This window comes from Bradyrhizobium stylosanthis, assembly GCF_001641335.1.
Classification (GTDB): domain Bacteria; phylum Pseudomonadota; class Alphaproteobacteria; order Rhizobiales; family Xanthobacteraceae; genus Bradyrhizobium; species Bradyrhizobium stylosanthis.
This window is the reverse complement of record NZ_LVEM01000001.1, coordinates 726,248-751,455: the sequence shown is the minus strand read 5'-3', so window position 1 is coordinate 751,455 and position 25,208 is coordinate 726,248. Positions and strand designations below refer to the sequence as shown.

Genomic DNA, 25,208 nt, shown 5'->3' with positions numbered 1-25,208 from the left:
CACGGCCGTACTGTTGCAGCCGGGCCGTCGCCCTTCGAGGGCCGCTGAAGAAGCGGCCACCTCCAGCGACAACGGCTTCGCCGTTGCGCGGGAGTGACGGTGAAAGAGAGGAGTACGACGTGGCCGTGCCCCTCAATTACAGGGCTTGCTGTCCTTGGCGTCGAACTTGCCCATCGCGCCGGAGATGACGAAATCGTTGTAGTCGAGCACGAGCTGGCGCGAGACGCCGTTCTCGTAGAGCTCGAACGCCATCGCATAGACCGGCGTCTGCTCGCCTTCCTTTTGCTGCGCCTCGCGGTCGAAATAGCTGACGGTGACGGGCCAGCGCTTCAGCGACTTCATGTGCTCGTCCGACGTCGACGGATCGGCGGAGGTGGCGCGGTCGGCGGCGATCGGCTGGCCGATCACGGTCAGCGTGTTGTAGACCTTCTGGCCGTCGTCGGAGCCGTCATAAACCGAGAGCTCGAGCAGCGACTTGCCCTCCTTGGCGGCGGCGATGATGCGCTGGATCTGCTCGGTCGGGAATACGATCTTGCCGTCGAGGGTGAAGCTCTTCGGCGCCGGCAGCTTGAGCTTGACGTTGATGTGGTCGCCGTCGCGTTCGGCCGAGCCGTCGACCCGGCCGGCGTCGGCCTCGTTCATCCGCGTCTCGATCTTGAAGCGGTAGCTCTTGCCCGCGGCATCCTCCCAGGAATTGGAGCGGAGGTCGCTCAGCGTGACCTTGCCCTCGCCGCTGTCGAGTTCGGAGACCTGGCGGAATTCGGAGGTGTAGCCCTCGCAGGAACTGCCGGTGAAATTGTAGAGGATGCGACCCCGCGCGCTGTTCACCGAATTGGAGCGCGATTTGACGAGGCTGAGGTCATAGAGCGCCTGGTGCGCGAGGAACGGACCGTTGGCGGCCTGCACCGTTTCGCCAGAGCCGAAAGCGGCCGCCGCGAGCGCCATCACACCGAGCGAAGTCCGGAAAAGGTGCACCATGTCTCATCCCTGGAAAGCGCAGATTCGACATTTTAATGACCGTTCCATTGCGTCGCAACTGAGGCCGTTTCACGTAAAGTTGCGGCCCCCGCGTTGAACCTGCTGGCCTGCCTCAACAAAACCCAGCCCCCTCCAGTTGCTTGCATGTGGCGGCACGATGGGCGAAACAGGGCGCGCCCGGCGGCCTCCAGGGGAGCCGGGATGAATGATTTTTGGACAACGAGGTCGGACATGGCGGGCACGGTCGAGCAAAAACTGGCGGAACAGGGCATCAAGCTGCACGAGGCCCCCACCCCCGTCGCCAACTACGTCCCGTTCGTGCGGACCGGCAACCTGCTGTTCGTGTCCGGCCAGGTCTGCTTCGACCCCGCCGGCAAGCTGATCGCCAAGGGCAAGCTGGGCGCCGGCGTCTCGATCGAGGACGGCGCGGCGGCCGCGCGCGGCTGCGCGGTCAATCTGCTGGCCCAGGTCAAGGCGGCGCTCGGAGACCTCGACAAGGTGGTGCGCGTGGTTCGCCTCGGCGGCTTCATCAACTCGGCGCCGGACTTCCTGGACGGGCCGAAGGTGCTCAACGGCGCCTCCGACCTGATGGTCGCAGCCTTCGGCGACAAGGGCCGCCATGCCCGCACCACCGTCGGTGTCGCCTCGCTGCCCGCGGACGCGGCGGTCGAGGTCGAAGGCGTGTTCGAGGTCGCCTGACGCGCATGCGCGCTCCGGATTGGCTGACAGCCCGGCCGGTCGCCCATCGCGGCCTGCACGACATCGCCCGCGGCATCGTCGAAAACATGCCGGGTGCGGTTCAGGCTGCGATCGCGGGCAATTTCGCGATCGAGGTGGACATCCAGCTCTCGTCCGACGGCGAGGCAATGATCCATCACGACCATGCGCTCGGCCGCCTCACCGAGGCGACCGGCAACGTGGTCTCGAAGACCGCGGCGGAGCTGAGGGCCGTCAAATTCAAGGACACCGACGAGCGGATGATGTCGCTGTCCGACCTCTGCACCATGGTCGCCGGCCGCGTGCCGCTGGTGATCGAGGTGAAGAGCCATTTTGACGGCGACCGCAAGCTGGTGAAGCGGATGGCCGAGGTGCTGGCGTCCTATCAGGGCCCTGCCGTCGGCATGTCCTTCGATCCCGACCAGGTGCTGGCGCTACGCGAGCTGGTGCCGAGCCGCCCGCGCGGCATCGTCGCGCAGCGGAGCTATGAGGACGAATACTGGGCCTACCTGACGCAGGAGCAGCGCGACAGCATGCTGTACCTGCGCCACGGCCTCCAGACCCAGCCGCATTTCGTCGCCTTCAAGGTCGATCACCTGCCGGCCCCCGCCCCCTGGATCGCCCGCAACGTCTTCGGCTGTGCCCTGCTAGGCTGGACCGTCCGCACGGACGAACAGCGGACGCGGGTTGGGCAGTATGCGGATCAGATGATCTTCGAGGGGTTCGTGCCGTAGCCACCGACGTCGTCCTGGCGAAAGCCAGGACCCATTACCACCGGCGCTCGTTTGGCGACGACAGGTGGTTGGCAGCTCGGCACTACAACTTCTCTCTGGGGTAATGGGTCCTGGCTTTCGCCAGGACGACGCGCGGGCCGCCCTCTTGAAGTCGCTGCTGCAATGCACGATCTTGGGCACGATGGCATCATCTGAAATCACGCTTGAGGCGGTCCCTTCTATCGGTGAAGTGTCTGCAGGGGATTGGGACGCCTGCGCCAATCCCGGCGGCCGCTGCAACGGGGCTGGCAACGGAACCTCATCTGCCGTTCCAGGCGATTCCCTCGGCCTCTCAAGACCCGCCTATAACCCGTTCGTCTCGCACGCCTTTCTGTCGGCCGTCGAGAAATCGGGTTCGGCGACGATCCGCACCGGCTGGGGCCCCCGGCATCTCGTGGCCAAGCTCGACGGCCGCGTCGCCGGTGTCGTGCCCTGCTATCTGAAATCGCACAGCCAGGGCGAATACGTCTTCGACCGCGGCTGGGCCGACGCCTATGAGCGCGCAGGCGGGCGCTATTACCCGAAGCTGCAGGTCTCGGTTCCCTTCACGCCAGCGACGGGGCCGCGGCTGCTCGTCCGCGACGGCGTCGATCGCGAGCGCATCACGGACGCGCTGGCAAGCGGGCTCGTGGCGCTGTGCGGCGTCAGCAAGGCTTCGTCCGTTCACGTCACCTTCGCGCGCGAGGCGGAATGGAAGCTGCTCGCCGAGCACGGCTTCCTCCAGCGCACCGACCAGCAGTTCCACTGGCACAATGAGGGCTTTGCCGGCTTCGACGATTTCCTGGCGACGCTGAACTCGCGCCACCGCAAATCGATCAAGCGCGAGCGGCGCGATGCGCTGGCCGCGGGGATCACCATCCACTGGCTCACCGGCAAGGACATCACCGAGGATGCCTGGGACGCGTTCTTCATGTTCTACATGGAGACCGGCTCGCGCAAATGGGGCCGGCCGTATCTGACGCGCGAGTTCTTCTCACTTATCGGCGAGACCATGGCAGAGGACGTGCTGCTGGTGATGGCCCGCCGCAACGACCGCTGGATCGCGGGCGCGATCAACTTCATCGGCTCGGACACGCTGTTCGGCCGCAACTGGGGCGCGGTCGAGCATCATCCCTTCCTGCATTTCGAGGTCTGCTACTACCAGGCGATCGATTTCGCCATCAAACATGGCCTCGGGAATGTCGAAGCCGGCGCGCAAGGCGAGCACAAGATCGCGCGCGGCTACCTGCCGAAGACGACCCATTCCGCCCACTTCATCGCCGATCCCGGCCTGCGCCGCGCCATCGACGATTACCTCAAGCGCGAGCGCGCCTATGTCGCCGAGGCCGGACGGGAGCTCGCCGAGCTCGGCCCGTTCCGCAAAGGCTTCGACGAGGCGCCTTGACGCGCACACCGGGCTGGTGACAGTAAGCGCAAAATCTTGGGAGCTGCCGCCATGACCGCCTACGACCCCAACAACATCTTCGCAAAGATCCTGCGCGGCGAGTTTTCCTGCCACAAGGTCTACGAAGACGAACACGTCTTCGCCTTCCTCGACATCATGCCGCGCGTCCCCGGCCACACGCTGGTGATCCCGAAGGCCCCTGCCCGCAACATCCTCGACATCAAGCCCGACGACTACGCCCATGTTGCCCGCGGCGCCCACAAGATCGCGGCTGCCGCGATGAAGGCGTTCAAGGCCGACGGCATCACCGTGCAGCAGTTCAACGAGCCTGCCGGCGGCCAGGTGGTGTTTCACCTGCACATGCACGTGATGCCGCGCCACGACGGCGTAGCCATGCTGCCGCCCGCGAGCCGCAAGGAAGACGTCAAGGTGCTCGAAGAGAACGCGACCAAGCTGATCGCGGCGCTGAAGGCGGGATAGCCGGCGCACACTCCGTCATTGCGAGGAGCCCTTGCGACGAAGCAATCCAGTCTGCGTCCGCAGAGACAGACTGGATTGCTTCGCTTCGCTCGCAATGACGAGGAGGCGACGATGTGGCCCCTCACTCCGTCTGGAAATCCCCCGGCTGCGGTGCGGCGAGCGGGGTGAACTCGCAGCGGTCGGGCTTGATGTCGATCAGCGGCGTGTTGTCGATGCAATCGAGGCCGCGCACCAGAATGGCATTGCCCTCGATGCCGACCAGCTTGACGATCGACGTGCCGATCGGATTGGGCCGCACCGGCGAGCGCAGCGAAAACGTGCCGCGCGTCTTCTCGTTGTTCTTCGGGCTCTGCAGGATGATGTCGCGCCGCGACCGGTCGAGCCAATAGAGCACTTCGAGATTGCTGTAGAAGTCGACGCCCTTGATGGCCGGCACGAACAGCTCGTAGATCTCGAGCCGGCAGATCGGGCCGTCCTGGCGCCCCTGCCGCGGCGTCTCCAGCCGCGACGTCCAGGGCGTGCGGATGCGGCCGATGAAGACGAGGCCGGCATCCTCGGTGGACGGCAGCTCGATGGCGACCTCGCCTTCGCGGAGCTCGTTTTCGCGAACCATATTTCCTGTTCCTTGGCTTGTCGGAAGCGGTTTTAGCCCAACCACCACTTGCCGACCAGCATGAAGACTTCGCCCGTCACCACGCCCGCGAAGATCGAGCGGCGGGTCAGCAGGAACACGACGAGGCCGGCGCCGACCGCGCCATAGCGCAGGGCATCGGGCACGCTGGCGAGCGCCCCCGGCGGCTGCACCACGATCTGGGCGATGACGCCGGCCAGGATGGCGGTTGCAACCGCCCTCACCCAGACCAGCAGCTCGGAGCCCTCGTCGATGCCGCCGCCGAACCACAGGCCCAGCATGCGCCAGATCTGGTTGGGAACGACGCCGGCGACGAACAGCACGACGAGCGCCTGCCAGTCGCCGATGAGCTGCGCGTAGCTCATGCGCGCACCTCCCGCCACCAATGCACGCCATAGGCAATGGTGCCGGCTACGAGCCCGCTGACGAGGATGTCGAGGCCGGAGTTCATCTTCGCGGCCAGCGGGTAGAGCAGGACGCCGAGCGTCAGCGCGACGACGTCGGCGGCCTCGCGGCTGTTGCGCGCGGTCGAGAACAGGAACGACAGCGGCGTCAGCATCAGGATCGCCGCGCCCAGCGTCTGCGTCAGATTGGCGGCGAGGAAATAGCCGACCGTGTTGGCGGTGAGGCACACCGAGACCAGACCGAAGCCAAGTCCGTTGACGAAGGCGATCCGCCGCTCGCGCGGCACCTGCGGCAGGAAGCGATGGCATTCGACCCACAGCGTCACGGCCGTGAGATGTGCCGCGAAGAACAGCTCGCGCCGCCTGGTCGTCGGCGTCCGCATCAGCGGCAGCACCGAGACCACCATGGGAAACAGCCGGATCGCGCTGACGGTGACGGCAATCGCCGACTGGATGATGGTGGCGCCCGAGCCAAGCGTGGTGATCAGGATGATCTGCGCCGGCCCCGCCCAGACGAACAGCGTCGAGCAGAGTGCCCAGAGCAGGCTGAAATGGGTGTCATGGGCCAGCGCGCCGATGCCGAGATAGGTCGCGAACAGGACGAGCGTCAGGATCGTCTGCGTGACCGAGCGCAGCCCCCAACCGAAGGCGCGCAAGGGACTTTGCCATTGAGGGGAATCGAGCGGAGGGAGCGCCACGGAACGGCCGGCTGAAGTTGCAGAATCGTGCCCGCATAACGGGCAATGCGGCGCCTCGCGTCAAGGAAGCGCGCGGCGGGGCTGGCATGCGCGCGGAGAGGCGCCCTACCCCGTCACACCCCGGTTCTTCAGCACGAAGCAGGCGCCGCCCGCCTTGCGGATGCGGTTGCACAGATCATCCGCCTCGCTGCGCGTATCCGCACCGATCCGCACCTGGTAGAACGCGCGCGTGCCGCGGCTGCGCATCACCGAACGCAGCAGGCTCGGATCGCGTTCGCCGATCACCGCGCTCAGATGCGTGACCGCGCGGGAATACATCGCCAGCGCCTTGTTGCGGTCGAATCCGGCGGCAAGCTGCACGCCCCAGATCTTGGCCGCGGCAAGCTCGACATGCTGCTCGAGCTCGGCGACGAACGGATTTGGCGCGCGCTTCAAAAGGGCCATGAGGTCGCGGCAACTGGTGGGCGGCGAGCTCGGCGGCCCCTTGCCGGTGCTGCCCGCCTTGGCCCACGCGTCAACGCTCGTGCCGGTGATGGCGTAGACATAGTTGCGGGTCTGCTCCGGCATCGGCCCGGTGCCGGCGAGCCACTCCTGCACGCGGCGCGGGCCGGCGTTGTAGGCGGCCGCGGCAAGGCCGAGATTGCCGAACTGGTTGCGCAGCTCGTTCAGGAATTCGGCCGACTTCGGCAGCGCCTGCACCGGGTTGAAGGGGTTGAGCAGCCCGCGCTCGCTGGCGGTGCCCGGCATGAACTGCGCGATCCCCTGGGCGTGCTCGCCGCTGCGCGTCATGGGCCCCACCGCATCGGCCTGGAAACGGCTTTCCTGCCAGATCACGCGGGCGAAGAACTCCAGCGGCAGGTTGGCATCGCGCGCGGCGGCCTCGACGATCAGGCAGATCGATTCCCGCGTGTCGCTCTCGCGCGCATCCGCCGGCTTCTGCGGCGGCATCGCGAGCTCCTCAACGCTGGGAACGGCGACGTTGGTTTTTGCCGGCGAGCTGTCCCAGGCTGCGACGCGCGACGGCGAGACGAGCAGTGTGGCTATGAGGATTGATGCAATCCGCGCCAACACTGCCCAAGCATCAACGTGGCGCGCTGCGGCGCGGCATGCGACAAGATGATCCGCCATGTCGTGGCATCGTGCCATGGTTCAATGAGTTGCCAATATATGCTGCCTGACCTGCTTCGCCCAACGCGTTCCCTCGCCAAACGGATCCGCGCGACCTTAACCGTCGCCGCCCTCGTCCTGTCCGCCGCGCCGGCCATGGCGCAGGTCAGCTGGCGGATGACCACGGAATACCCGCAAAACAACATTTCCGGGATCGGCCTCACCACTTTCGCCGATCGCGTCGCAGCGCGCACAAACGGTTTCGTGACCGTAGCTAACGCCTTCGACAACGAGCTCAAGATCAGCTCGGGCGAAATGCCGCGTGCCGCGATGGATGGTCGCATCGCCGGCGGCGATGCCTTCGCGGGCGCACTGTCCGGCCTCGACCCGGTGTTCGGTCTCTCCACCCTGCCCTTTGTGGTGCAATCGGTGGACCTTGCCCGCGCCACCAACGCGCGGGCACGCCCGCTCTACGAGAAGGCCTTCGCCGCGCGCGGCCTCAAGCTGCTGTATCTGACGATCTGGCCGGCGACCGGTCTCTGGTCGCATCATGCGCTCGCGGGCGCCGACGATCTGGCGAAGCTAGACTTAAGGGCCTACGACGCCAATTCCAACGCGGTGATGCGCGCGGCCGGCGCCAATGCGCAGTTCCTGCCGATGGACAAGGCGCTGGCCGGCCTGAAGGACCATCAGCTGAACGCGTTCCTCACCTCCGGCGACGGCGGCGCAGGGCGAAAGCTCTGGGACTTCCTACCGCATTTCACCGCCATCAACTATGCGATGCCGGTCTCGATCGCCTTCGTCCGCAACGAGGACTTTGCCGCGCTGTCCGAGCCGATGCAGCGCGAGGTGCTGGCGGCGGCCGCCGAGACGGAGGAACGCCAGTTTGCACTGCTCGCCCATCGTACGGCCGAGAATTACGCGCGGATGCGCGAGAACGGTGTGAGCATCGTCGAGCCCGCGCCGCAATCCCTCGTCGCGGCCCTGCGCGGCGCCGCGTCAGGCACGATCACCGCGTGGGAGGCCCAGGCCGGCCCGGACGCCGCCGCGATCGTCGCCTGGGCCCGGCAGCAATGACGCAACGGGGCTTGACTTGAGGGCCCAGCCCACTAGCAACGGGCGGCAGTCTCAACGCCGGTTCCGCCCTGATGACCACGATCTATTTCGATCTCGACGGCACGCTGACCGACCCGAAGCCCGGGATCACCCGCTCGATCCAGTACGCGCTGGAGCGGCTGAGCCTCAAGGTCCCGAGCGAGGACGAGCTGACCTGGTGCATCGGCCCGCCCCTGCATGCCAGCCTGCAGAAACTCACGGGCAGCGCGGAACTCGCGGACCGCGCGCTGCTGCTCTACCGCGAACGTTTTTCCGATATCGGCCTGTTCGAGAACGAGGCCTATGCCGGCATCGTCGATACCCTGACGACGCTTGCGGCGACGACGCCGCGCATGTTCGTGGCAACCAGCAAGCCCGCGGTCTACGCCAGCCGCATCGTCGATCATTTCGGCCTGAAGCCGTATTTCGAGCGGGTGTTCGGCTCGGAGCTCGACGGCACGCGCGTCGACAAGCGCGACCTGCTGCGCTACGCGCTCGACGAGGCCAAGGTCGATCCGCGGCAGGCGATCATGATCGGCGACCGCAGCCACGACGTCGTCGGCGCCCGCACCAACGGCATGACCGCGATCGGCGTGCTCTACGGCTATGGCAGCGAGACCGAGCTTCGGGAGGCCGGCGCGCATCACATCTGCACCGCGCATCCCGAGCTGCTCGGCCACTGCGTGGCCTAAGCGGTCACAGTCTCGACCGCTGCGAGCATCCCCGTCTTGGCGTGACAGTTCAGATATTCGAAGAACTGCTCGTCGGCGGCCGCCACCGTGACCTCGTGATAGAGCCGCAGCTTCGCTGACGGCCCGAGCGTCGAGAGGTACTTCATCGCCGCACCGAAGATCCTGACATGGGTCGGATGCGACTCCGCCCAGCGCTCCAGCGCGGCGAGGCTTTTCCACCAGCTCTGGCCATAGGACTTTTCGCTGACGCTGCCGTCGGCCGCGATCACATTCATGTAGCGATTGGTATAGCAGCCGATGGCAAGCCCGTCGTCCCGCAAGAAGTCCATGCCCTCGCGCAGCACCGGCTCGACGTCGTCGAGATAGAGCTTTCGCTCGGACGCCTCGGTATCGCTCCAGTCCTGCCCGGAGCGGATCAGACAGAGATTGTCGTGCGCCTTGACGCGCAGGCGCGCGCCGTCGCGGATCAGCTCCGGGCTGCCACCGGGCGCCATTGCGTCGGTCTGCGACAGCGGAATGCGGTCGCGCATGCCGCCCCAATAGGCGTGCTCCTGCACCTCTCCGCTCATGCCATCCGCGATGACGGCAACGCCTTCGGGCCGGTCGGGCGAGGAGAACAGCGTCTCGTGCCGCGCCACGACAGGGCGCAGCACCTCGATGAAGGTGCCGACGCCCTCGCGCACGCGGCCGGTCCACGCCTCCCGCGCCGGTGCGAACCAGGCATCGAAGCGCACGACGTCGTCCCAATAGGCGACCGTGACAACATTCTCGTAGCCGGCCTGGTCGGCATAACTCGCGCGGTCCCAATGAGACGGACCACCCTCGCCCGCGAACAGCCCTGCGATATCCTTCAGCGCTTCCATCGCGCCCGACGGCGCCGTGCCGCGATACTGCAGGCCGAAATAGGCCATCACGACCCGGTTCACGGCCGGCTTGTAGCGCGCCACGAAGGATGGATATGGCGGCTGATAATCGTCCGGCACGCGCTTGTGGCGCGTGCGCGTGGTTTCGAGATGCAGAGGAATTGCGGATTCCATGCCGTGCCCTCCCCGTGATCGCAGCGGTCAGCTCGCCGCCGCGGCAATATCCGTGGGCTCGATCGTGTCCACCGGCAGCGCGAACTGCTCGACGCGCTGGTAGCGCTTCTTGTTGAGCAGCAGCCGCGTCACGTCGGGCCGCGAATAATGCCCGGCGGGATCGGCGGCATTCTTGGCGACGCCGATGGCGCCGAGGTCGATCTCGGCGATCAGCAGCCCCTCCTGGTCCGGCGCGAGCCTGTCGCCGATCTGGCTGCCGTCGGGCCCGTAGATCGCGGCAAAGCCGCCGCCGGCATGCAGCAGCGCGTGCTTGTCCGGCCGGTCGCAGAGTTCGTCGATCATTGCTTGCGACACCGTCGCGCACGGCGCCAGCACGAAGCACGAGCCCTCCACCGCATAGACGCGGGACGCGGCATTGTTCACTTCGGCGCCCAGCGCCGGCGCGAAGGGATCGTAGAGCGAGAAGCTCGGCCAGGCCGCGACATGCACCTGCTCGTTCTGGGCATACATCGCGTATTTCGACAGCGGCTGGAGATGTTCCCAGCAGCACAGCGCGCCGAGCCGGCCGATGTCGGGCCGCGCATGCACGGCGAGATCGCTGCCGTCGCCTTCGCCATAGACGGTGCGCTCGGCATGGGTCGGCCGCAGCTTGCGGCGTTTGGCGATGGTCTCGCCGCCGGGCCCGATCAGCCATTGCGCGAGGTAAAGGCTGCCGCCGTCGCGCTCGGACAGGCCGATCACCGCCGTCAGTTTCGCCTTGCGTACCGCATCGCGCAGGCGCTCTGCCTGCGGGCTGTCATAGGACAGCGAGTTGTCGAAATAGCGCTGCACGAAGCCGCGGCCGATCGCCCAGGCCGGCGAGTCCATCCAGATATGCCAGGGGTAACCGGGGATGAAAGCCTCCGGGAAGGCGATCAGCCTCGCGCCTTTCTCGGCCGCCTCCTTGATCAGTGCGATCGACTTGTCGATCGAGGCGTCGAGGTCGAGCCAGGCGGGCGCCGCCTGCACCACCGCCACCTTGTATTTGGGATGTTCGATGCCCATGGCCGCCTCCATTGCCGGTTGATCGCGGACCTCGTCCGATGCAGTCTATTTGGCCAAGCCGGGCGGCCGGGCGCTCGACCGCGGCGGAACAAAAACTCGACTGGAAGGGACCGCCGCGCCGGTACGGGACTTGCCTCAGGTCAGGCTTGACCTGCGCCAACATGCGGCTTTGCGGGGATGGGACAGGGAGGCTTGCCGATGACTATCCAGTTCACGACGCACGGCAGCCCCGGCTACCGGCGGCTCGCCCTCTGGCAGGACATCGTCTGCGACGTCTTCGTCGGGCTCGACTGCAAGTCCGACCTCGGCAGCGCCTTTCACGGCTCGGTGACGCAAGCCTCGCTCGGCAAGGCCGTCTGCTCCGACGTCTGCTCGGACCGCCAGCACGTCTTTCGCACGCCCTCTCGCATCGCGCGCTCGGATCAGGATTTTGTTCTCGTCGCGCTCGGCAATCGCGGCGACGGCTGTGTGGTGCAGGACGGCCGCGAGACCGTGATCCATCCCGGCGAGTTCGCACTCTACGACACGACGCGCCCCTATGAACTGAAGTTCAACGACAGTTTCACGCAGACCATCTTCAAGGTGCCGCGCGAGATGCTGCAGCGACGGTTAGGTGCCACCGAGACGCTCACCGCGATCTCGTTCGGCGCCGATGCACCGCTGGAGCGGCTCGCCTATGATTTCATCATCAGGCTCTGCCAGAGCGCGGACCGTCTCGCGCCGAACAACGCGGCCGCCCTGTCGGAGCAGGCCGTCGACCTGCTGGCGATGGCGCTGAGCGAGCGGCTCGGCAACACCACGCTGCCGTCGTCGACCCATCGCTCCGCCCTGCTCTACCGGCTGAAGGCCCACATTCGCGCGCACCTCGCTGACCCCGACCTCTCGCTGGCCGACACTGCTGCCGCGCTCGGTATCTCGCCACGCTATGTGAACGATCTCCTCGCCGACGAGGACACCTCGTTCCAGCGTTACGTTCTCGCCGAACGTCTCGGCCAATGCCGGCGCGACCTCGTTTCGCCCGTGCTCACCCATCGCCACATCAGCGAGATCGCATTCGCCTGGGGCTTCAACGACCTCTCGCATTTCGGCCGCGTCTTCCGCGAACATTTCGGGATGTCGCCGCGCGAGTTCAGGCAGAGCCAGTTGCCGCACTGAGCAGCTATCAGGCGGAGCCTTCGTTCGGGACGAAGGCAGCGCTCGCCAATTCCAGATTGTCTTGCCGGCCGGCCTGCCGCAGGCTGTGGCACATGAGGAGCAACGCCACCATAAGCGGATCGGAGCTGCTGCTGGGCGCGATCGCATTCCGGCTCGCGATGCTGGTTCTCGTCGGCTGGAGCCTCACCTTGTTGCCGCGGCAGCCGCATGATGGTGATGCCGCCTGTTCTCCTTCAACAAGAATTGAGGCTCAGGCTGCATCGAATCCGGTCGGCACGCGCGTTGCCGATACGGCCTTCGATGACATGCTTCGGCACGACTAGCCCGCTCCCAAGCAAGGCCGGTATGTGAGCACGTCGTAGGACGACGCGCCTGCTTGCACTAACATCCCGAACGAAAGGCCGCGCCGATCAACCAGCGGCCAGCCGAGGAGCAATATCGATGGAATACCGACGCTTGGGCCGGTCCGGCCTCATGGTGCCCGCCCTGAGCCTGGGGACCGGCACGTTCGGCGGCGTCGGCCGCCTCGCGGCCTGGGGCACGACGGACGCGACCGAAGCGCGACGCCTTCTCGACATCTGCCTCGAGGCCGGCGTGTCGATGTTCGACACCGCGAACGTCTATTCGCTCGGCGAGTCCGAGCGCGTGCTCGGCGAGGCCATCAAAGGCCGCCGCGACAAGGTTTTGATTTCGACCAAGGCTACCTTCCGCTTCGGCGACGGTCCCAACGACATCGGCTCGTCGCGGCAGCATCTGCTCGCGGCCATCGACGGTTCGCTGAGCCGGCTCGGCACCGACTACATCGACCTGTTCCAGCTCCATGGCTTCGACGCCTTCACGCCGCCCGAAGAGGTGCTCTCGACCCTCGACGTGCTGGTGCGCGCCGGCAAGATCCGTTACGTCGGCGTCTCGAATTTCTCGGGCTGGCACCTGATGAAGTCGCTCAATGTTGCCGACAAGCACGGCTTCCCACGCTACGTCGCCAACCAGACCTACTATTCGCTGATCGGCCGAGATTACGAATGGGAGCTGATGCCGCTCGGCGTCGACCAGGGCCTCGGCGCAGTGGTGTGGTCGCCGCTCGGCTGGGGACGCCTTACCGGCAAGATCCGGCGCGGCCAGCCGAAGCCGGAAGTGAGCCGCCTGCCGAAGACCGCCGAGTTCGGTCCGCCCGTGCCGGACGAGCACGTCTATCGCGTGGTCGATGCGATCGACGAGATCGCGAAGGAAACCGGCAAGAGTGTCTCGCAGATCGCACTCAACTGGCTGCTGCAGCGCCCCACCGTCTCGACGCTGATCATCGGTGCGCGCAACGAGGCGCAGCTGCGCGAGAATCTCGGCGCGGTCGGCTGGTCATTGACCAAGGACCAGGTGGCCAAGCTCGATGCCGCCAGCAAGGTGACGCTGCCCTATCCCTACTGGCACCAGCGCACCACCTTCACCGATCGCAATCCACCGGCGGTGTAACGACCGCCCTTGAGCTGCATCAAGCCCGCGTGTGTCGGCCGTGCCATCCTGCGGCCCTCGCGAGGCTTCCGATGCGCCGATTTGCCATGAAGGCCCTGTTCACGGTGCTTAGTCTCAACCGCGCCGAGCGGACGCGCATCGACTGGGATCGCACCGTCATCGCCGCCTCGACCGCGGTGACGCTCGGCCTCGTGACGCTCTACATCTTCGGAAAGTGGACGGGGCGCTGGTAGTCCGACGGCGGCGTTTTCCAACCCATTTTGCCGCACGGCAGGCCTGCCGCCGGCGCTGGAACCGTCCGTGGTTCTGCCGGGTTGCGATCCAGCCTGCAATTTCCTAATCCGGAGACGCACCACGGCCCAAATCAACCGCGCCACCATCATGTCGTCCGCACCGATCGAACATGCCGACGGCCTGCCGCAACCGCAGCGCAACTACGCGGTTCTGACGATCGCACTCGGCATCATCATGGCCGTGGTCGACAGCGCCATCGCCAATGTCGCGCTGCCGACGATCGCGACCGACCTCAACGCCAGCCCGGCCTTCTCGATCTGGATCGTCAACGGCTATCAGCTCGCGATCACGATCTCGCTGTTGCCGTTGGCCTCGCTCGGCGAGATCGTCGGCTATCGCCGCGTCTATCTGGTCGGGCTCGTGCTGTTCACGCTCGCATCCGCCTTCTGCGCGCTGGCCCATACACTGCCGCTGCTGACGATCGCACGCATCGTCCAGGGCTTTGGCGCCGCCGGCATCATGAGCGTCAACGCGGCGCTGGTGCGCTTCACCTATCCGCGCAGCCAGCTCGGCCGCGGCATCGGGCTCAACGCTCTCGTCGTCGCCTTCTCGGCCGCGGTCGGCCCGACGCTTGCCGCAGGCATCCTCGCCGTCGGAAGCTGGCCATGGCTGTTCGCCATCAACGTGCCGCTCGGCGCGGTGACGCTGTTGCTCGGCCTGCGCAGCCTGCCGCACACGAGGCCGGCCAGCCGTTCCTTCGACTGGCAAAGCGCCGGCCTGTCCGCCATCACCTTCGGCGTCGGCATCGCGGCCGTCGACAGTGTCGGTCACGGCGAGGCCGCGATCACCTGTCTCATTCAGTTTGCCATCGCCATCATCGCGGGCGCGATGCTGGTCTATCGCGAAACTCACATGACCTCGCCGCTGCTGCCGGTCGACCTGCTGCGGATCCCGGTGTTCGCGCTGTCGATCGCGACCTCGATCGCCTCGTTCTGCGGGCAGATGCTGGCCTTCGTCGCGATCCCCTTCTACCTGCAGAGCCGCTTCGGCTATTCGGCGGTGCATATGGGCTTGCTGATCACGCCCTGGCCGATCGCGGTGGCATTCGCCGCGCCGCTGGCCGGGCGCCTGGTCGAGCGCTATCCGGCGGGCCTGCTCGGCGGCATCGGGCTGACGCTGTTCGCCTGCGGCCTCGCCGCGCTCGCCTTCCTGCCGGCCGCGCCCACGCCGTTCGACGTGATCTGGCGAATGGCGCTGGCCGGCGCCGGCTTCGGCCTGTTCCAGACGCCCAACAACCGCACCATGATTGCAGCCGCCCCGCGCGAGCGCGCCGGCGGCGCCAGCGGAATGCTGGGCACGGCGCGGCTGCTCGGGCAGACGACGGGCGCTGCGCTGGTGGCGCTGCTGCTCGGCCGCTATCCGGTCGACGGAACGCGGCTGGCGCTTCTCACCGGTGTCGGATTTGCGCTCTGCGGCGCGATGCTGAGCATGCTGCGGCTGTCTTCCACGGGCGCGCGCGGCGCCGAGCATGTCCGGGTGCAGGACGATCAGCGCCTGCGCGGCGACTAGCAGGTGCCCACGCCAGAGGCGACCTCCATCCTCTCCCGCAACTTGTGCGTGGCTTAACTATCTGGACCTATGACCTATTGCCCTCCCGCTCCGGTTGCGCTTGATTGGCGCCGGGAAAAAGGGGCATTTCATGCGTTCATTTGGAATTGTGGCGCTCAGCGTCATGCTGGGCGGCTGCGCGTCTGTCACGCGCGGCACGACGGAAAATATCAGCATCTCATCGACACCTTCTGGCGTGGAAGCCGTGGTCAGCGGAATGGAAGTTCCGACCACCTGCACGACACCCTGCTCCGTGGTCGTCAAGCGGAATGCCGACATCTCCATCACCTTCCAGAAGGAAGGCTATGAGCCGCAGATCGTGCCGCTCACCCGGGACATCCAGACCGGTGGCGCCGCAGGCTTCGCCGGCAATCTCCTGCTCGGCGGTGTCGTCGGCATGGGCGTCGATGCTGCAACGGGAGCTGCGACCGATCACAAGCCCAATCCGGTCATCGTGACCATGCAGCCGTCCGCCCCTCCCCGCGCGCGGCCGCCCGCGCCGAAGAAACCACGGCCGCCGGCTGCGGCTGCGCCGGACACCGGCACCTAGCGCCCGCACGGCGGACGCAAACAAAAAGGCCGGCTTTGCAGCCGGCCTTTTCGATTTCATCCCGCGCCGATCAAGCCTTGACCAGCGGTCCCTTGGAGGTCGGCCCCTTGGAGCCGCCGGGGCCGCCCGGCTTGTTGGGCTTGCCAGGCGGGCGCTTGCGGGTGCCGGGCAGCTTTTCCTGCTTCGGCGTGACCGGGCCATCGAGGAACTCGAAGCCGATCTTCTCCTTGGTCTCGTCGGCCTCGTCCTTGACGAGAACGACGCGAACATGGCCGCCGCCCTTGAGCTTGCCGAACAGCACCTCGTCGGCGAGCGGCTTCTTGATGTGCTCCTGGATCACGCGGGCCATGGGACGTGCGCCCATCTGCTCGTCGTAACCATGCTGCACCAGCCAGGTCTTGGCGGGCTCCGACAGCTCGATGGTGACGTCGCGGTCGCCGAGCTGCGCCTCGAGCTGAAGCACGAACTTCTCGACCACGGTGCCGATCACCTCGACGCTGAGATGGCCGAACGAGACGATGGCATCGAGACGGTTGCGGAATTCCGGCGCGAACTGCCGGTTGATCGCCTCGTGGTCGTCGCCTTCCCGCTTCGAGCGCGTGAAGCCGAACGCCTGCTTGGCGAGATCCGCCGCGCCTGCATTCGTGGTCATGATCAGGATCACGTTGCGGAAGTTGACCTGCTTGCCGTTGTGGTCGGTGAGCCGGCCGTGGTCCATGATCTGGAGCAGCACGTTGTAGAGATCGGGATGCGCCTTCTCGATTTCGTCGAGCAGCACAACGCAATGCGGATGCTGGTCGACGCCGTCGGTGAGCAGACCGCCCTGGTCGAAGCCGACATAGCCGGGAGGCGCGCCGATCAGGCGCGACACGGTGTGCCGCTCCATATACTCGGACATGTCGAAGCGCAGCAGCTCGACGCCGAGCGTTGCCGCCAGTTGCTTCGCGACCTCGGTCTTGCCGACGCCGGTGGGCCCCGAGAACAGGTAGCAGCCGATCGGCTTCTCCGGCTCGCGCAGGCCGGCGCGTGCCAGCTTGATCGAAGCTGCGAGCGACTCGATCGCCTTGTCCTGACCGAACACGGTGCGCTTCAGGGTCTGCTCGAGATGCTTGAGCACCTCGGCATCGTCCTTCGACACGCTCTTCGGCGGGATCCGCGCCATCGAGGCGATCGTGGTCTCGATCTCCTTGATGCCGATGGTCTTCTTGCGCTTGTTCTCGGCGACCAGCATCTGCGCCGCGCCGGACTCGTCGATCACGTCAATCGCCTTGTCGGGCAGCTTGCGGTCGTGGATGTAGCGCGAGGAGAGCTGCACCGCGGCCTCGATCGCCTCATTGGTGTACTTCAGCCGGTGGTAGTCCTCGAAGTACGGCTTGAGGCCCTTGAGGATCGCGATGGCGTCCTCGACGGTCGGCTCGTTGATGTCGATCTTCTGGAAGCGCCGCACCAGCGCGCGGTCCTTCTCGAAGTGCTGACGGTATTCCTTGTAGGTGGTCGAGCCCATGCAGCGGATCGTGCCCGAGGCCAGCGCCGGCTTGAGCAGGTTCGAGGCATCCATCGCCCCGCCCGACGTCGCGCCCGCACCGATCACGGTGTGGATCTCGTCGATGAACAGGATGGCGTTGGGATGCGCCTCGAGCTCCTTGAGCACCTGCTTGAGACGCTCCTCGAAGTCGCCGCGATAGCGCGTGCCGGCGAGCAGCGTGCCCATGTCCAGCGAGAACACGGTCGCGGCTGCCAGAACCTCCGGCACCTCGCTGTCGACGATGCGCTTGGCAAGGCCCTCCGCGATCGCGGTCTTGCCGACACCGGCTTCACCCACGAACAGCGGATTGTTCTTCTGCCGGCGGCACAGCACCTGGATCGCGCGGTTGATCTCGGAATTGCGTCCGATAACCGGATCGATCTTGCCGTCGCGCGCCTTCTTGTTGAGGTTGACGCAATAGGTCTCGAGCGCTTCGCCCTTCTTCTTGGCGTCCTCGTTGCCCTTGGTCTCGGTCTCCTCGTCGACGCCGCGCACGGGCCGCGCCTCGGAGACGCCCGGCCGCTTGGCGATGCCGTGGCTGATGTAGTTGACGGCGTCGTAGCGCGTCATGTCCTGCTCCTGCAGGAAGTACGCGGCATGACTCTCGCGCTCGGCGAAGATCGCGATCAGCACGTTGGCGCCGGTCACCTCTTCGCGACCAGACGACTGAACGTGGATCACTGCGCGCTGGATCACGCGCTGGAAACCGGCGGTCGGCTTGGCGTCATCGGCGCCATCCGTCACCAGGTTCTCGAATTCGGTCTCAAGATAATTGACGAGGCTCGTGCGGAGCTTGTCGAGATCGACGCTACAGGCGCGCATGACGGCGGCTGCATCGGAGTCGTCGATCAGGGAGAGCAGGAGATGCTCGAGCGTCGCGTATTGGTGATGACGCTCGTTTGCGATCGCCAGCGCACGATGCAGGGATTGTTCAAGGCTTTGGGAAAAAGTCGGCATTCGCGTCCTCTATGGCCCCCACCATCATGGTCGTGATCGCCCGGTCAGGCAACAACAACCTTTGTCACATATAGTTATACAAGACCGCCGCGAAAGACCGGTTCCGCGACTGGGCAAGCAACACGCCTGCGGTATTTTCGATGCAAAACCCGTTCCGATTTGGGCAGAACTACCCATTTGGGCAGGTTGAAGTCGGCGCGATGTTAAGCGGGATCATGCAGCAGGATGTGCTGCCATCACACGGCACACGAACAGAACCACTCTAAAGAACGCGAACGCGCGACTACTTCTTTTCCATCACGCATTGCAGCGGATGCTGGTGCTTGCGGGCGAAGTCCATCACCTGCGTCACCTTGGTCTCGGCGATCTCGTAGGTGAACACGCCGCACTCGCCGATACCGTGATGGTGAACGTGCAGCATGATCTTGGTCGCCGCCTCGACGTCCTTCTGGAAGAACTTCTCCAGCACGTGGACGACGAATTCCATCGGCGTGTAGTCGTCGTTCAGGATCAGCACGCGGTACAGGTTCGGCCGCTTGGTCTTCGGCTTGACCTTGGTGATGACAGAGGTGTTCGGACCCGTCGGGTTGCCGGAACGGTTCTCGTCATTGCTCATCCGGGGAGCGACGGCGGCGGTGGCCGCGGACAGGTCGAGTCTGGAAGTCAGTTGCGGCATGGCTCAGGCGTTCAAATTCCCCACGGAAGCGTATGACGGTCCGCCGCGGAGCCCCAACCTCCGGAGCTTCACACAGGCGCGCCGCCTCGTTGGATCGCCGCTTCCAACCGGTCCGGTCCAAGCCGTCTCGGTCGTCAACAATATGGGCCCGCCCCCCTTCGCCGCAAGCGTGCGAAGGTCCGGCCGATGCGGCCGCGACGGTCCCGATTCCTGATCCGGACGATCCTTGGCGAGGTTAATCAATCCGGGCCGGTTTGACAAAAATTTCCGCGTCACATGGTTAGAACGTATTGAGCAGGAACCGGTTGGCAACCGGGCTGCGACGCTTTCGCGCGGAATCATCTCCGGATTTTTACGGACCAACCCATCGCCATTGAATCGCCTGGAAGACAGCCGGCGAGCATCGGGGCCGACGACCATCATGACCTGCGTGCTGGTTAACGCCGGAAGCGAACCGACGACGCACGTGCCGCGACATTGCGCGCGCTGCCGGCCGCCTCGACCCTAGAGATGTCGAACGACGGTCGAGGCCGCGCTCGGCCCGCCGGGTCAATCGATCGCGACAAACAAAAAGCCCGGCTGTTCAGCCGGGCTTTTGCTTCCAGATATCCGGAAAGGGATTAGTTGGCCGGGGTGAACTTCGACACGACGGTCTCGACCGGCTTGAACGCCTGCTTGGCGAGGTCGCTGTAGAGGCCGGCGATCTTCTGCGACTCCGCAACGAAGGTCTCGTAGGCGGAACGGGCAAACTCGGTCTGCGCTTCGACGGCCTTGTCCAGCGACTTCACGCCGGAAAGCTTCTCGACGAAGGACTTGGTGTCTTCGAACGACTTCTTGGTGTAGTCGCCATAGGCGCTGGCGATCGCCTGGAGGCCGTGCTGCACCGAGGTCGCGGAGGCAACGCACTGCTCGAAGTGCTCTTTCCCGTAGTTCTGAAAGTCTTCAACCTTGAACATTTCGGAATCCTTTTCCCTGGCTCTCGTCGGGAAGCCCCGGCTCCCTGACCGTGCCCATTATTAGTGCAACGCACAAAAAAGTCAAGAATCTTGTGCGACGCACAAAATTAGATGCAAATCGCTGAGATTCCCGGGGTTTCCCGCAAGGGTTCCTTAAGCTTTTGGAAACCGCAGCCCCCTACCCTGATTCCCTGGACGTGTTCAGCTTCCGCAATCGGTCAAAAGCCGTTTGAGAACATCACCTTAGCCAGAATAGCGGCTCAGGCCCAACGTCTCCCGCGGCGAACACCAGCGGAGGGACAGCCTGAGCAGGTAATGATCCCGGGTCCCATGGGCACAATTTCGCCTCACGAGCCGGTGATCTAGTCAGAAACGGGGACGGGGTTCCATGCTTCGTAAAAACTTGTCTTCCTCGCGCTTGGCGCGGGTTGGCGTTTTCGGGCTTCTTACGGTCACCACCGCAGTCATCTTCACCACTGACGCAGCGGAAGCGCGGCGCCACCGGCGGCATTACGCGCACCACCGGGTGCAGCGCGACGTATCCGAGAGCTCCAGCCCGAAATTCGCGTCCATCATCGTCGACGGTAATTCCGGCGCGGTGCTGCAGTCGAACAACCCCGACGGAATCCGCCACCCCGCCTCGCTCACCAAGATCATGACGCTCTATTTGCTGTTCGAGCGTCTGGAGTCCGGCAAGATGAAGCTCGACACCGAGATGCCGGTGTCCCAGCACGCTGCCGACCAGGATCCGACCAAGCTGAACCTGCGTCCCGGCCAGACCATTCGCGTCGAGGACGCGATCAAGGGTCTCGTCACCCGCTCCGCCAACGACGCCGCCGTGGTCATCGCCGAAGCGATCGCCGGAGACGAGGACGACTTCGCCCAGATGATGACGCGCAAGGCGCGCTCGCTCGGCATGTCCCGCACGGTCTACCGCAACGCCAACGGCCTTCCCAACGACGAGCAGGTCACGACCGCGCGCGACCAGGCCACGCTCGGCCGCGCCATCCAGGAGCGCTTCCCGCGCTACTATCGCTATTTCGCCACCTCGACGTTCAACTGGCGCGGCCAGTCGATCCGCAACCACAATCACCTGCTCGGCAGCGTGGAAGGCGTGGACGGCATCAAGACCGGCTACACCCGCGCCTCCGGCTTCAACCTCGTCAGCTCGATGCGCCGCGGCAACCGCCATTTGATCGGCGTGGTGCTGGGCGGCCGCAGCGGCGGCTCGCGCGATGCCATCATGCGCAACCTGCTCGCGGAGAACCTGGAGAAGGGCGCGACCACCCGCACCGTCGTCGCCGTCACCGAGCGCAACGGCGCTGACGCCTCTGCCGAGGTCGCCGATGCGTCGGATACGCCGGCGCGGCCCGCCGCACCGGTTCAGGCCGCTGCCGCCCCTGCTCCCGAATCCGCCCCGTCCCGTCTCGCTGCGCGCCTGTCGACGCTTGCTGCGGCGACGGCTGCGGTGCCGCCGGCCACGCCCAAGCCGGAAGCCAGCAAGCTCGAGGTTCGGCCGACTGAATCCAAGATCGAGCCGGCACCGCTCACCAACGGCGTGATCTCGAGCCAGCCGCTCTCGATCATCCCCGGCTCGTCCGAGCCGATGAAGCCGGTGCGGGTCAAGACCGTTCAGGTCAAGGCCGGTGCCGTGAAGGTCGCTTCCGCTGCCCCGGCCCAGGTTGCTCCGCAGGTCACGAGCACGATTGCCTCCCGCTCCGACGTCGCGGAAACCTCCGGCGCCGTCGTCGCCCGGGCCGACCTGATCAACAAGCCCGAGCCCCAGAGCCAGCCGGAAGCGCCGAAGGCGGACCTTGCCCGCGCCGAGCTGCCGCGCCAGCCGGCCGGCTTCGGCACCGGCAACGGCATCCTCGGCGTGCTGCCGGCCGCGACCGCCTCTGCGCCCGCGCCTGCTCCTGCCCTTGCCGCTCCGAAGCTAGCCTCCGCCGATCCGGCGCCGCAGCCGATCCAGATGAGCGCCACCACCAAGCCGGCCGTCACCCACAGCGGCTGGATCGTCCAGGTCGGCGCGCTCGAGAGCGAGAACGAAGCCCAGCAGCGCATCGACGCCGCGCGCAGCTCGGCCCGCGGCCTGCTCAGCAAGGCCGATCCGTTCACCGAGCCCGTCCTCGCCAAGGACAATCGCAAGCTCTACCGTGCCCGCTTCGCAGGCCTCGAGCGCGACCAGGCCGAAGCCGTCTGCCGCGCCCTGAAGCGCGCCGACATCTCCTGCATCACCGTCCGCAACTGATCTTCCGCATAGCTTCGAAAAAATGCCCGCGCCTTGCGCGGGCATTTTTGTTTTCGGCGTGCGCGGAAGCCTGTTCCGCGACAACCTCTCGTCAACGATTTACGGTTAAATTTTTACTCAAGGGATCGACCACGCCGACAATGGCGGGCATCGGGCGAGAACAGAGCAAACGGAGCTCACGCGGGTACGGGCGTTTGTAGCGTGGTGCCGGAGTTAGCCGTTATGCGTGCGAAGCAGAGTATCCTTGGCCTCGTTTACCCGGGCAGCGAGATACGTCGAGCCCCCCTGGTCGGGATGGAGTTTCTTCATCAGGGACTTGTGAGCCCTGCTGATGTCGTCACGCCCCGCGCCCGGCTGCAGGCCAAGGATCTGATAGGCTTCCTCCGCCGTCATTTTGCCGCTCGCCGCCGTACGGCGCTGCCCCCCTGCCGCATTGCCCTGCGCGTTCTGACGCCAAGCGGGAAACCGGCGGTCGAGATAGCTTTCAAGTAAGGCCACGCTCTCGGCGTCGAACGCCGGGACCATTGCCAGCAAGGCGGCGAGATCGAACTCGTCGAGATCGCGCCCGGCGTGAGGGCCGGCAATGATCTGGCCGCCGAGCCGGCCGGAATCGTGGTCCAGCCGCATGTCCAGGAATGACGAGCGCACCCGCGAGGCCTGACCGGTCGGGCGCGCCGCGCCGCCGAACAGCCCGCCGACATTGCCGAAGCCGGCATTCGCCAGCGGCGTCCAGCCGAGCAGCCCGGCGCCGAAAATCCCGAGCGGGATCGCGACCGCAAGCTCGCCGCGCAGGCCCGTGAAGGCCGCGACCGCCAGCGCCACCACGCCGCCGCCAAACTTGATGGTACGCGCCAGCACCGCCGGATTGGCCGAGCGGAACATCTGGAGCAGCAGGTAAAGCGTGATAACGGCGACGGCGCCGACGATCAGGGTCATGGCCGGAATATAGTCGTCCTCGTGTCAAAAAGCATGGCGTCTTCGATCACGCCGATCGCGCGGCGCCCTACTTCATCTGGCCGATCAACATCGCCGCACCGCTCACGCTGCCGGCCAGCTTCAACAGCGCCTCGCGGCCGCCGGCGGCATAGGCGGCAGCCGCCCGCAGCAACTCGCGCAGCTGCGCCGCAGCTCCCGGATCGAATCGGCACCAGGCGCCGCCGGTCAGTCGTGCGATCTCGCGGAAGGCCTTTTCGGCGACGGCGTCGTGGCCTTCCTGAAACAGGAAGACGGGCACCTTGAGCATGCCGAGCTCGCCGGCCTTGGCGCAGAGCTCGTCGACATTCTCCTCCATGGCATCGCCGACGAAGACGACGGCGCGCACGCCGGATGCGACCGCCTCGCGCCGCGCCTCGCTCAGCACCTTGCCGATCTGGGTGTCGCCGCCGCGGCAATCGATCTTGCTCATCAGCGTCGCAAGCCTGGCGCTGTCGGAGATCCACCCGGTGGCGCGGCACTCGTTGTAGCCGCGATAGTAGACCAGCCGGATGTCGAGACTGCCGAGCGCCGCGGTCTCGCGAAACATGTCGGCCTGCAGCGCGCAGGCCATGTCCCAGGTCGGCTGCCGGCTCAGCGTCGCATCCAGCGCGAAGATCAGCCGGCCTTTCGCACCGGGCGCATGCGGTGACAGCGCGCGGGCCCTGGCGACGAAGGCGGCAATGTCTTCGGACGTCGACGCGCCGGCCTGCGGCACCGCCCCGCCCGCCTTCGTCGAAACCGCATCACCGCGCGGCTTGATGGGTTCGCCCGACATCGCTGCTCAACCAAGCTGGGCGACTAATGTGGTGCGCGCGAAGAGCCCGGTCAATGTGCAAAGCCTCCGCGGGCGGATGCCGGCGGAGGCTTCGAAGTCGGTACGGATGATGAGCGACGCGTCAGCTCTTGGCAGGCGCCATCAGAGCGACCGGGCCCGGCTCGAGGATCTTGGGCGGCGACGATTGCGTGTCGACCGGCGCCAGCTCGCTGTCCGTCGCGCTCAGGAATTTGTCGAGCATGCTCTGGATCGAGTTCTTGGCTGCATCGGGGCCGGTGTCGCGCATGTCGTTATGCTGGAATTCGGTCTTCACGACCTGGATGCCGGCCTTCTCGCATTCCTCGTCCGTCGGGATCACGCCCGCATCGGTCTTGAACTGCGGATCCTGGGAGCGGAACGACAGGATCTTGAACTTGCCGGCGGTGACGAAGGGCACGCGCAGATTGTCGAGCGTGACGACCTTCTTGACCTCGTCCGGATACTGCTTGGCGAAATACATGGTGATGTCGCCGCCCATGGAGTGACCGACCATCGTCACCTTGTCGTAGTCGGCGTTGGGCTGGACCTTCTTCAGCTCCTGCATGGCGAGATGGATGTTGGCGACACCGCGCAGGATCTGCGGCAGGCGGCCGACATAGAGCTCGCCGGGCTTGGTCACCATCGGAGGATCGGTCGGCAGATCATGCTGCGGGCTGACGACCATGTAGCCGCGCGCCGCGAAGATGTTGGCGAGGAAGCCGTACTCGGTGTTCTTGACGGTGTTGCCGTGATTGATCACTGCGACCGGCAGCGTGATCATGCCGGCATTGGCCTGCATTTCCTTGTCGCGACGGATCGCGATGTCGACAGGCACGGGACGGTTGTCGCGCGAAGCGTCGTAGAAGGTGATGGTCTCGTGCTTGATCGCCCACTTGCTCGCCGTGAAATAGGCGACGCCACAGAGGGCACTGACCGAAACCAGAACGGCAATTCCACGCTTCATTTTCGTCCTCAGCCTCAGGCTCTTGCGGCCTGAATACCCTGTTGAAAATCGTGTTCT

26 protein-coding genes are annotated in these 25,208 nt (G+C 65.8%); 13 read left to right on the top strand and 13 right to left on the bottom strand.

Annotated elements, in window-relative coordinates; genetic code table 11:
- Positions 1 to 132 precede the first annotated feature (132 nt).
- Positions 133 to 978, bottom strand: coding sequence for a cell envelope integrity EipB family protein (locus A7X65_RS03750; RefSeq protein WP_063682981.1), 846 nt, complete (start codon positions 976 to 978; stop codon positions 133 to 135).
- A 231-nt stretch (positions 979 to 1,209) separates the two neighbouring features.
- Between A7X65_RS03750 and A7X65_RS03745 the strand changes: the two genes are divergently transcribed.
- From A7X65_RS03745 to A7X65_RS03730, 4 genes are all read left to right on the top strand, one after another.
- Complete coding sequence (locus tag A7X65_RS03745; protein ID WP_014494672.1) at positions 1,210 to 1,677, top strand: RidA family protein; 468 nt, start codon at positions 1,210 to 1,212, stop codon at positions 1,675 to 1,677.
- Positions 1,678 to 1,682: 5 nt separating this feature from the next.
- A complete protein-coding gene (locus A7X65_RS03740) occupies positions 1,683 to 2,429 on the top strand; it encodes a glycerophosphodiester phosphodiesterase (RefSeq protein ID WP_063682980.1) in 747 nt (248 codons plus the stop codon).
- A 181-nt stretch (positions 2,430 to 2,610) separates the two neighbouring features.
- The gene (locus A7X65_RS03735; RefSeq protein ID WP_063684784.1) at positions 2,611 to 3,852 is read left to right on the top strand and encodes a GNAT family N-acetyltransferase; all 1,242 of its coding nucleotides are present in this window, start codon (positions 2,611 to 2,613) and stop codon (positions 3,850 to 3,852) included.
- A 51-nt stretch (positions 3,853 to 3,903) separates the two neighbouring features.
- Positions 3,904 to 4,332 (top strand): HIT domain-containing protein, encoded by a 429-nt coding sequence (locus A7X65_RS03730; RefSeq protein WP_063682979.1) that lies wholly within the window; start codon positions 3,904 to 3,906, stop codon positions 4,330 to 4,332.
- A 121-nt stretch (positions 4,333 to 4,453) separates the two neighbouring features.
- On the opposite strand, the gene tsaA is transcribed toward A7X65_RS03730, so the two are convergent.
- From tsaA to A7X65_RS03710, 4 genes are all read right to left on the bottom strand, one after another.
- Positions 4,454 to 4,945 carry a tRNA (N6-threonylcarbamoyladenosine(37)-N6)-methyltransferase TrmO gene (gene tsaA / locus A7X65_RS03725; protein ID WP_063682978.1) on the bottom strand — a complete coding sequence of 164 codons (492 nt, stop codon included), beginning with the start codon at positions 4,943 to 4,945 and terminating at the stop codon, positions 4,454 to 4,456.
- Positions 4,946 to 4,977: 32 nt separating this feature from the next.
- On the bottom strand, positions 4,978 to 5,328 hold the full coding sequence (locus tag A7X65_RS03720; RefSeq protein WP_063682977.1) for an AzlD domain-containing protein: 351 nt from the start codon (positions 5,326 to 5,328) through the stop codon (positions 4,978 to 4,980).
- A complete protein-coding gene (locus tag A7X65_RS03715; protein WP_063682976.1) occupies positions 5,325 to 6,065 on the bottom strand; it encodes an AzlC family ABC transporter permease in 741 nt (246 codons plus the stop codon). The genes A7X65_RS03720 and A7X65_RS03715 overlap by 4 nt, the downstream gene beginning before the upstream one ends.
- A gap of 105 nt (positions 6,066 to 6,170) precedes the next feature.
- Positions 6,171 to 7,013 (bottom strand): lytic transglycosylase domain-containing protein, encoded by an 843-nt coding sequence (locus tag A7X65_RS03710; protein ID WP_245323223.1) that lies wholly within the window; start codon positions 7,011 to 7,013, stop codon positions 6,171 to 6,173.
- 219 nt (positions 7,014 to 7,232) lie between these two features.
- Between A7X65_RS03710 and A7X65_RS03705 the strand changes: the two genes are divergently transcribed.
- Positions 7,233 to 8,249 carry a TRAP transporter substrate-binding protein gene (locus A7X65_RS03705; RefSeq protein WP_063682975.1) on the top strand — a complete coding sequence of 339 codons (1,017 nt, stop codon included), beginning with the start codon at positions 7,233 to 7,235 and terminating at the stop codon, positions 8,247 to 8,249.
- Positions 8,250 to 8,320: 71 nt separating this feature from the next.
- Positions 8,321 to 8,959: an HAD family hydrolase gene (locus A7X65_RS03700; RefSeq protein ID WP_063682974.1), complete on the top strand. Its 639-nt coding sequence runs from the start codon at positions 8,321 to 8,323 to the stop codon at positions 8,957 to 8,959.
- Here the strand turns inward: A7X65_RS03700 and A7X65_RS03695 are convergent.
- Positions 8,956 to 9,996: a phenylacetaldoxime dehydratase family protein gene (locus A7X65_RS03695; RefSeq protein ID WP_063682973.1), complete on the bottom strand. Its 1,041-nt coding sequence runs from the start codon at positions 9,994 to 9,996 to the stop codon at positions 8,956 to 8,958. The genes A7X65_RS03700 and A7X65_RS03695 overlap by 4 nt on opposite strands.
- 27 nt (positions 9,997 to 10,023) lie before the next feature.
- A complete protein-coding gene (locus A7X65_RS03690; protein ID WP_063684782.1) occupies positions 10,024 to 11,040 on the bottom strand; it encodes a carbon-nitrogen hydrolase family protein in 1,017 nt (338 codons plus the stop codon).
- A 198-nt stretch (positions 11,041 to 11,238) separates the two neighbouring features.
- Between A7X65_RS03690 and A7X65_RS03685 the strand changes: the two genes are divergently transcribed.
- From A7X65_RS03685 to A7X65_RS03665, 6 genes are all read left to right on the top strand, one after another.
- Positions 11,239 to 12,195 carry an AraC-like ligand-binding domain-containing protein gene (locus A7X65_RS03685; RefSeq protein ID WP_063682972.1) on the top strand — a complete coding sequence of 319 codons (957 nt, stop codon included), beginning with the start codon at positions 11,239 to 11,241 and terminating at the stop codon, positions 12,193 to 12,195.
- A 92-nt stretch (positions 12,196 to 12,287) separates the two neighbouring features.
- Positions 12,288 to 12,518, top strand: a complete 231-nt coding sequence (locus tag A7X65_RS03680) for a hypothetical protein (protein WP_063682971.1) — start codon at positions 12,288 to 12,290, stop codon at positions 12,516 to 12,518.
- Between the two features lie 118 nt (positions 12,519 to 12,636).
- Entirely contained in the window at positions 12,637 to 13,662 is a 1,026-nt protein-coding gene (locus A7X65_RS03675; RefSeq protein WP_063682970.1) for an aldo/keto reductase, read from the top strand.
- A 71-nt stretch (positions 13,663 to 13,733) separates the two neighbouring features.
- Complete coding sequence (locus A7X65_RS42480; protein WP_167358201.1) at positions 13,734 to 13,895, top strand: hypothetical protein; 162 nt, start codon at positions 13,734 to 13,736, stop codon at positions 13,893 to 13,895.
- A gap of 148 nt (positions 13,896 to 14,043) precedes the next feature.
- A complete protein-coding gene (locus A7X65_RS03670; RefSeq protein ID WP_063682969.1) occupies positions 14,044 to 15,465 on the top strand; it encodes an MFS transporter in 1,422 nt (473 codons plus the stop codon).
- A 130-nt stretch (positions 15,466 to 15,595) separates the two neighbouring features.
- The gene (locus A7X65_RS03665; protein ID WP_063682968.1) at positions 15,596 to 16,054 is read left to right on the top strand and encodes a PEGA domain-containing protein; all 459 of its coding nucleotides are present in this window, start codon (positions 15,596 to 15,598) and stop codon (positions 16,052 to 16,054) included.
- Between the two features lie 70 nt (positions 16,055 to 16,124).
- Here A7X65_RS03665 and clpA read toward each other — a convergent pair whose 3' ends face one another.
- From clpA to A7X65_RS03650, 3 genes are all read right to left on the bottom strand, one after another.
- Positions 16,125 to 18,536, bottom strand: a complete 2,412-nt coding sequence (gene clpA / locus A7X65_RS03660; protein WP_063682967.1) for an ATP-dependent Clp protease ATP-binding subunit ClpA — start codon at positions 18,534 to 18,536, stop codon at positions 16,125 to 16,127.
- A gap of 283 nt (positions 18,537 to 18,819) precedes the next feature.
- Positions 18,820 to 19,152 carry an ATP-dependent Clp protease adapter ClpS gene (clpS, locus tag A7X65_RS03655; RefSeq protein ID WP_026312603.1) on the bottom strand — a complete coding sequence of 111 codons (333 nt, stop codon included), beginning with the start codon at positions 19,150 to 19,152 and terminating at the stop codon, positions 18,820 to 18,822.
- A gap of 680 nt (positions 19,153 to 19,832) precedes the next feature.
- Positions 19,833 to 20,168 (bottom strand): phasin family protein, encoded by a 336-nt coding sequence (locus tag A7X65_RS03650; protein WP_063682966.1) that lies wholly within the window; start codon positions 20,166 to 20,168, stop codon positions 19,833 to 19,835.
- A 388-nt stretch (positions 20,169 to 20,556) separates the two neighbouring features.
- Between A7X65_RS03650 and A7X65_RS03645 the strand changes: the two genes are divergently transcribed.
- Positions 20,557 to 22,419 carry a D-alanyl-D-alanine carboxypeptidase gene (locus A7X65_RS03645; protein WP_063682965.1) on the top strand — a complete coding sequence of 621 codons (1,863 nt, stop codon included), beginning with the start codon at positions 20,557 to 20,559 and terminating at the stop codon, positions 22,417 to 22,419.
- Positions 22,420 to 22,632: 213 nt separating this feature from the next.
- On the opposite strand, the gene A7X65_RS03640 is transcribed toward A7X65_RS03645, so the two are convergent.
- The 3 genes from A7X65_RS03640 to A7X65_RS03630 form a co-directional block, all read right to left on the bottom strand.
- On the bottom strand, positions 22,633 to 23,355 hold the full coding sequence (locus A7X65_RS03640; protein ID WP_063682964.1) for a DnaJ domain-containing protein: 723 nt from the start codon (positions 23,353 to 23,355) through the stop codon (positions 22,633 to 22,635).
- A gap of 67 nt (positions 23,356 to 23,422) precedes the next feature.
- Positions 23,423 to 24,169: a vWA domain-containing protein gene (locus A7X65_RS03635; RefSeq protein ID WP_063682963.1), complete on the bottom strand. Its 747-nt coding sequence runs from the start codon at positions 24,167 to 24,169 to the stop codon at positions 23,423 to 23,425.
- A gap of 121 nt (positions 24,170 to 24,290) precedes the next feature.
- A complete protein-coding gene (locus tag A7X65_RS03630; RefSeq protein ID WP_063682961.1) occupies positions 24,291 to 25,151 on the bottom strand; it encodes an alpha/beta fold hydrolase in 861 nt (286 codons plus the stop codon).
- Positions 25,152 to 25,208 lie beyond the last annotated feature (57 nt).

Excerpts from the sequence above, each read along its gene's own strand:
- A7X65_RS03750 (WP_063682981.1), bottom strand. The coding sequence starts at position 978 with ATGGTGCACCTTTTCCGGACTTCGCTCGGTGTGATGGCGCTCGCGGCG.
- A7X65_RS03745 (WP_014494672.1), top strand. The coding sequence starts at position 1,210 with ATGGCGGGCACGGTCGAGCAAAAACTGGCGGAACAGGGCATCAAGCTG.
- A7X65_RS03740 (WP_063682980.1), top strand. The coding sequence starts at position 1,683 with ATGCGCGCTCCGGATTGGCTGACAGCCCGGCCGGTCGCCCATCGCGGC.
- A7X65_RS03735 (WP_063684784.1), top strand. The coding sequence starts at position 2,611 with ATGGCATCATCTGAAATCACGCTTGAGGCGGTCCCTTCTATCGGTGAA.
- A7X65_RS03730 (WP_063682979.1), top strand. The coding sequence starts at position 3,904 with ATGACCGCCTACGACCCCAACAACATCTTCGCAAAGATCCTGCGCGGC.
- tsaA (WP_063682978.1), bottom strand. The coding sequence starts at position 4,945 with ATGGTTCGCGAAAACGAGCTCCGCGAAGGCGAGGTCGCCATCGAGCTG.
- A7X65_RS03720 (WP_063682977.1), bottom strand. The coding sequence starts at position 5,328 with ATGAGCTACGCGCAGCTCATCGGCGACTGGCAGGCGCTCGTCGTGCTG.
- A7X65_RS03710 (WP_245323223.1), bottom strand. The coding sequence starts at position 7,013 with ATGCCGCCGCAGAAGCCGGCGGATGCGCGCGAGAGCGACACGCGGGAA.
- A7X65_RS03705 (WP_063682975.1), top strand. The coding sequence starts at position 7,233 with ATGCTGCCTGACCTGCTTCGCCCAACGCGTTCCCTCGCCAAACGGATC.
- A7X65_RS03700 (WP_063682974.1), top strand. The coding sequence starts at position 8,321 with ATGACCACGATCTATTTCGATCTCGACGGCACGCTGACCGACCCGAAG.
- A7X65_RS03695 (WP_063682973.1), bottom strand. The coding sequence starts at position 9,996 with ATGGAATCCGCAATTCCTCTGCATCTCGAAACCACGCGCACGCGCCAC.
- A7X65_RS03690 (WP_063684782.1), bottom strand. The coding sequence starts at position 11,040 with ATGGGCATCGAACATCCCAAATACAAGGTGGCGGTGGTGCAGGCGGCG.
- A7X65_RS03685 (WP_063682972.1), top strand. The coding sequence starts at position 11,239 with ATGACTATCCAGTTCACGACGCACGGCAGCCCCGGCTACCGGCGGCTC.
- A7X65_RS03680 (WP_063682971.1), top strand. The coding sequence starts at position 12,288 with ATGAGGAGCAACGCCACCATAAGCGGATCGGAGCTGCTGCTGGGCGCG.
- A7X65_RS03675 (WP_063682970.1), top strand. The coding sequence starts at position 12,637 with ATGGAATACCGACGCTTGGGCCGGTCCGGCCTCATGGTGCCCGCCCTG.
- A7X65_RS42480 (WP_167358201.1), top strand. The coding sequence starts at position 13,734 with ATGCGCCGATTTGCCATGAAGGCCCTGTTCACGGTGCTTAGTCTCAAC.
- A7X65_RS03670 (WP_063682969.1), top strand. The coding sequence starts at position 14,044 with ATGTCGTCCGCACCGATCGAACATGCCGACGGCCTGCCGCAACCGCAG.
- A7X65_RS03665 (WP_063682968.1), top strand. The coding sequence starts at position 15,596 with ATGCGTTCATTTGGAATTGTGGCGCTCAGCGTCATGCTGGGCGGCTGC.
- clpA (WP_063682967.1), bottom strand. The coding sequence starts at position 18,536 with ATGCCGACTTTTTCCCAAAGCCTTGAACAATCCCTGCATCGTGCGCTG.
- clpS (WP_026312603.1), bottom strand. The coding sequence starts at position 19,152 with ATGAGCAATGACGAGAACCGTTCCGGCAACCCGACGGGTCCGAACACC.
- A7X65_RS03650 (WP_063682966.1), bottom strand. The coding sequence starts at position 20,168 with ATGTTCAAGGTTGAAGACTTTCAGAACTACGGGAAAGAGCACTTCGAG.
- A7X65_RS03645 (WP_063682965.1), top strand. The coding sequence starts at position 20,557 with ATGCTTCGTAAAAACTTGTCTTCCTCGCGCTTGGCGCGGGTTGGCGTT.
- A7X65_RS03640 (WP_063682964.1), bottom strand. The coding sequence starts at position 23,355 with ATGACCCTGATCGTCGGCGCCGTCGCCGTTATCACGCTTTACCTGCTG.
- A7X65_RS03635 (WP_063682963.1), bottom strand. The coding sequence starts at position 24,169 with ATGTCGGGCGAACCCATCAAGCCGCGCGGTGATGCGGTTTCGACGAAG.
- A7X65_RS03630 (WP_063682961.1), bottom strand. The coding sequence starts at position 25,151 with ATGAAGCGTGGAATTGCCGTTCTGGTTTCGGTCAGTGCCCTCTGTGGC.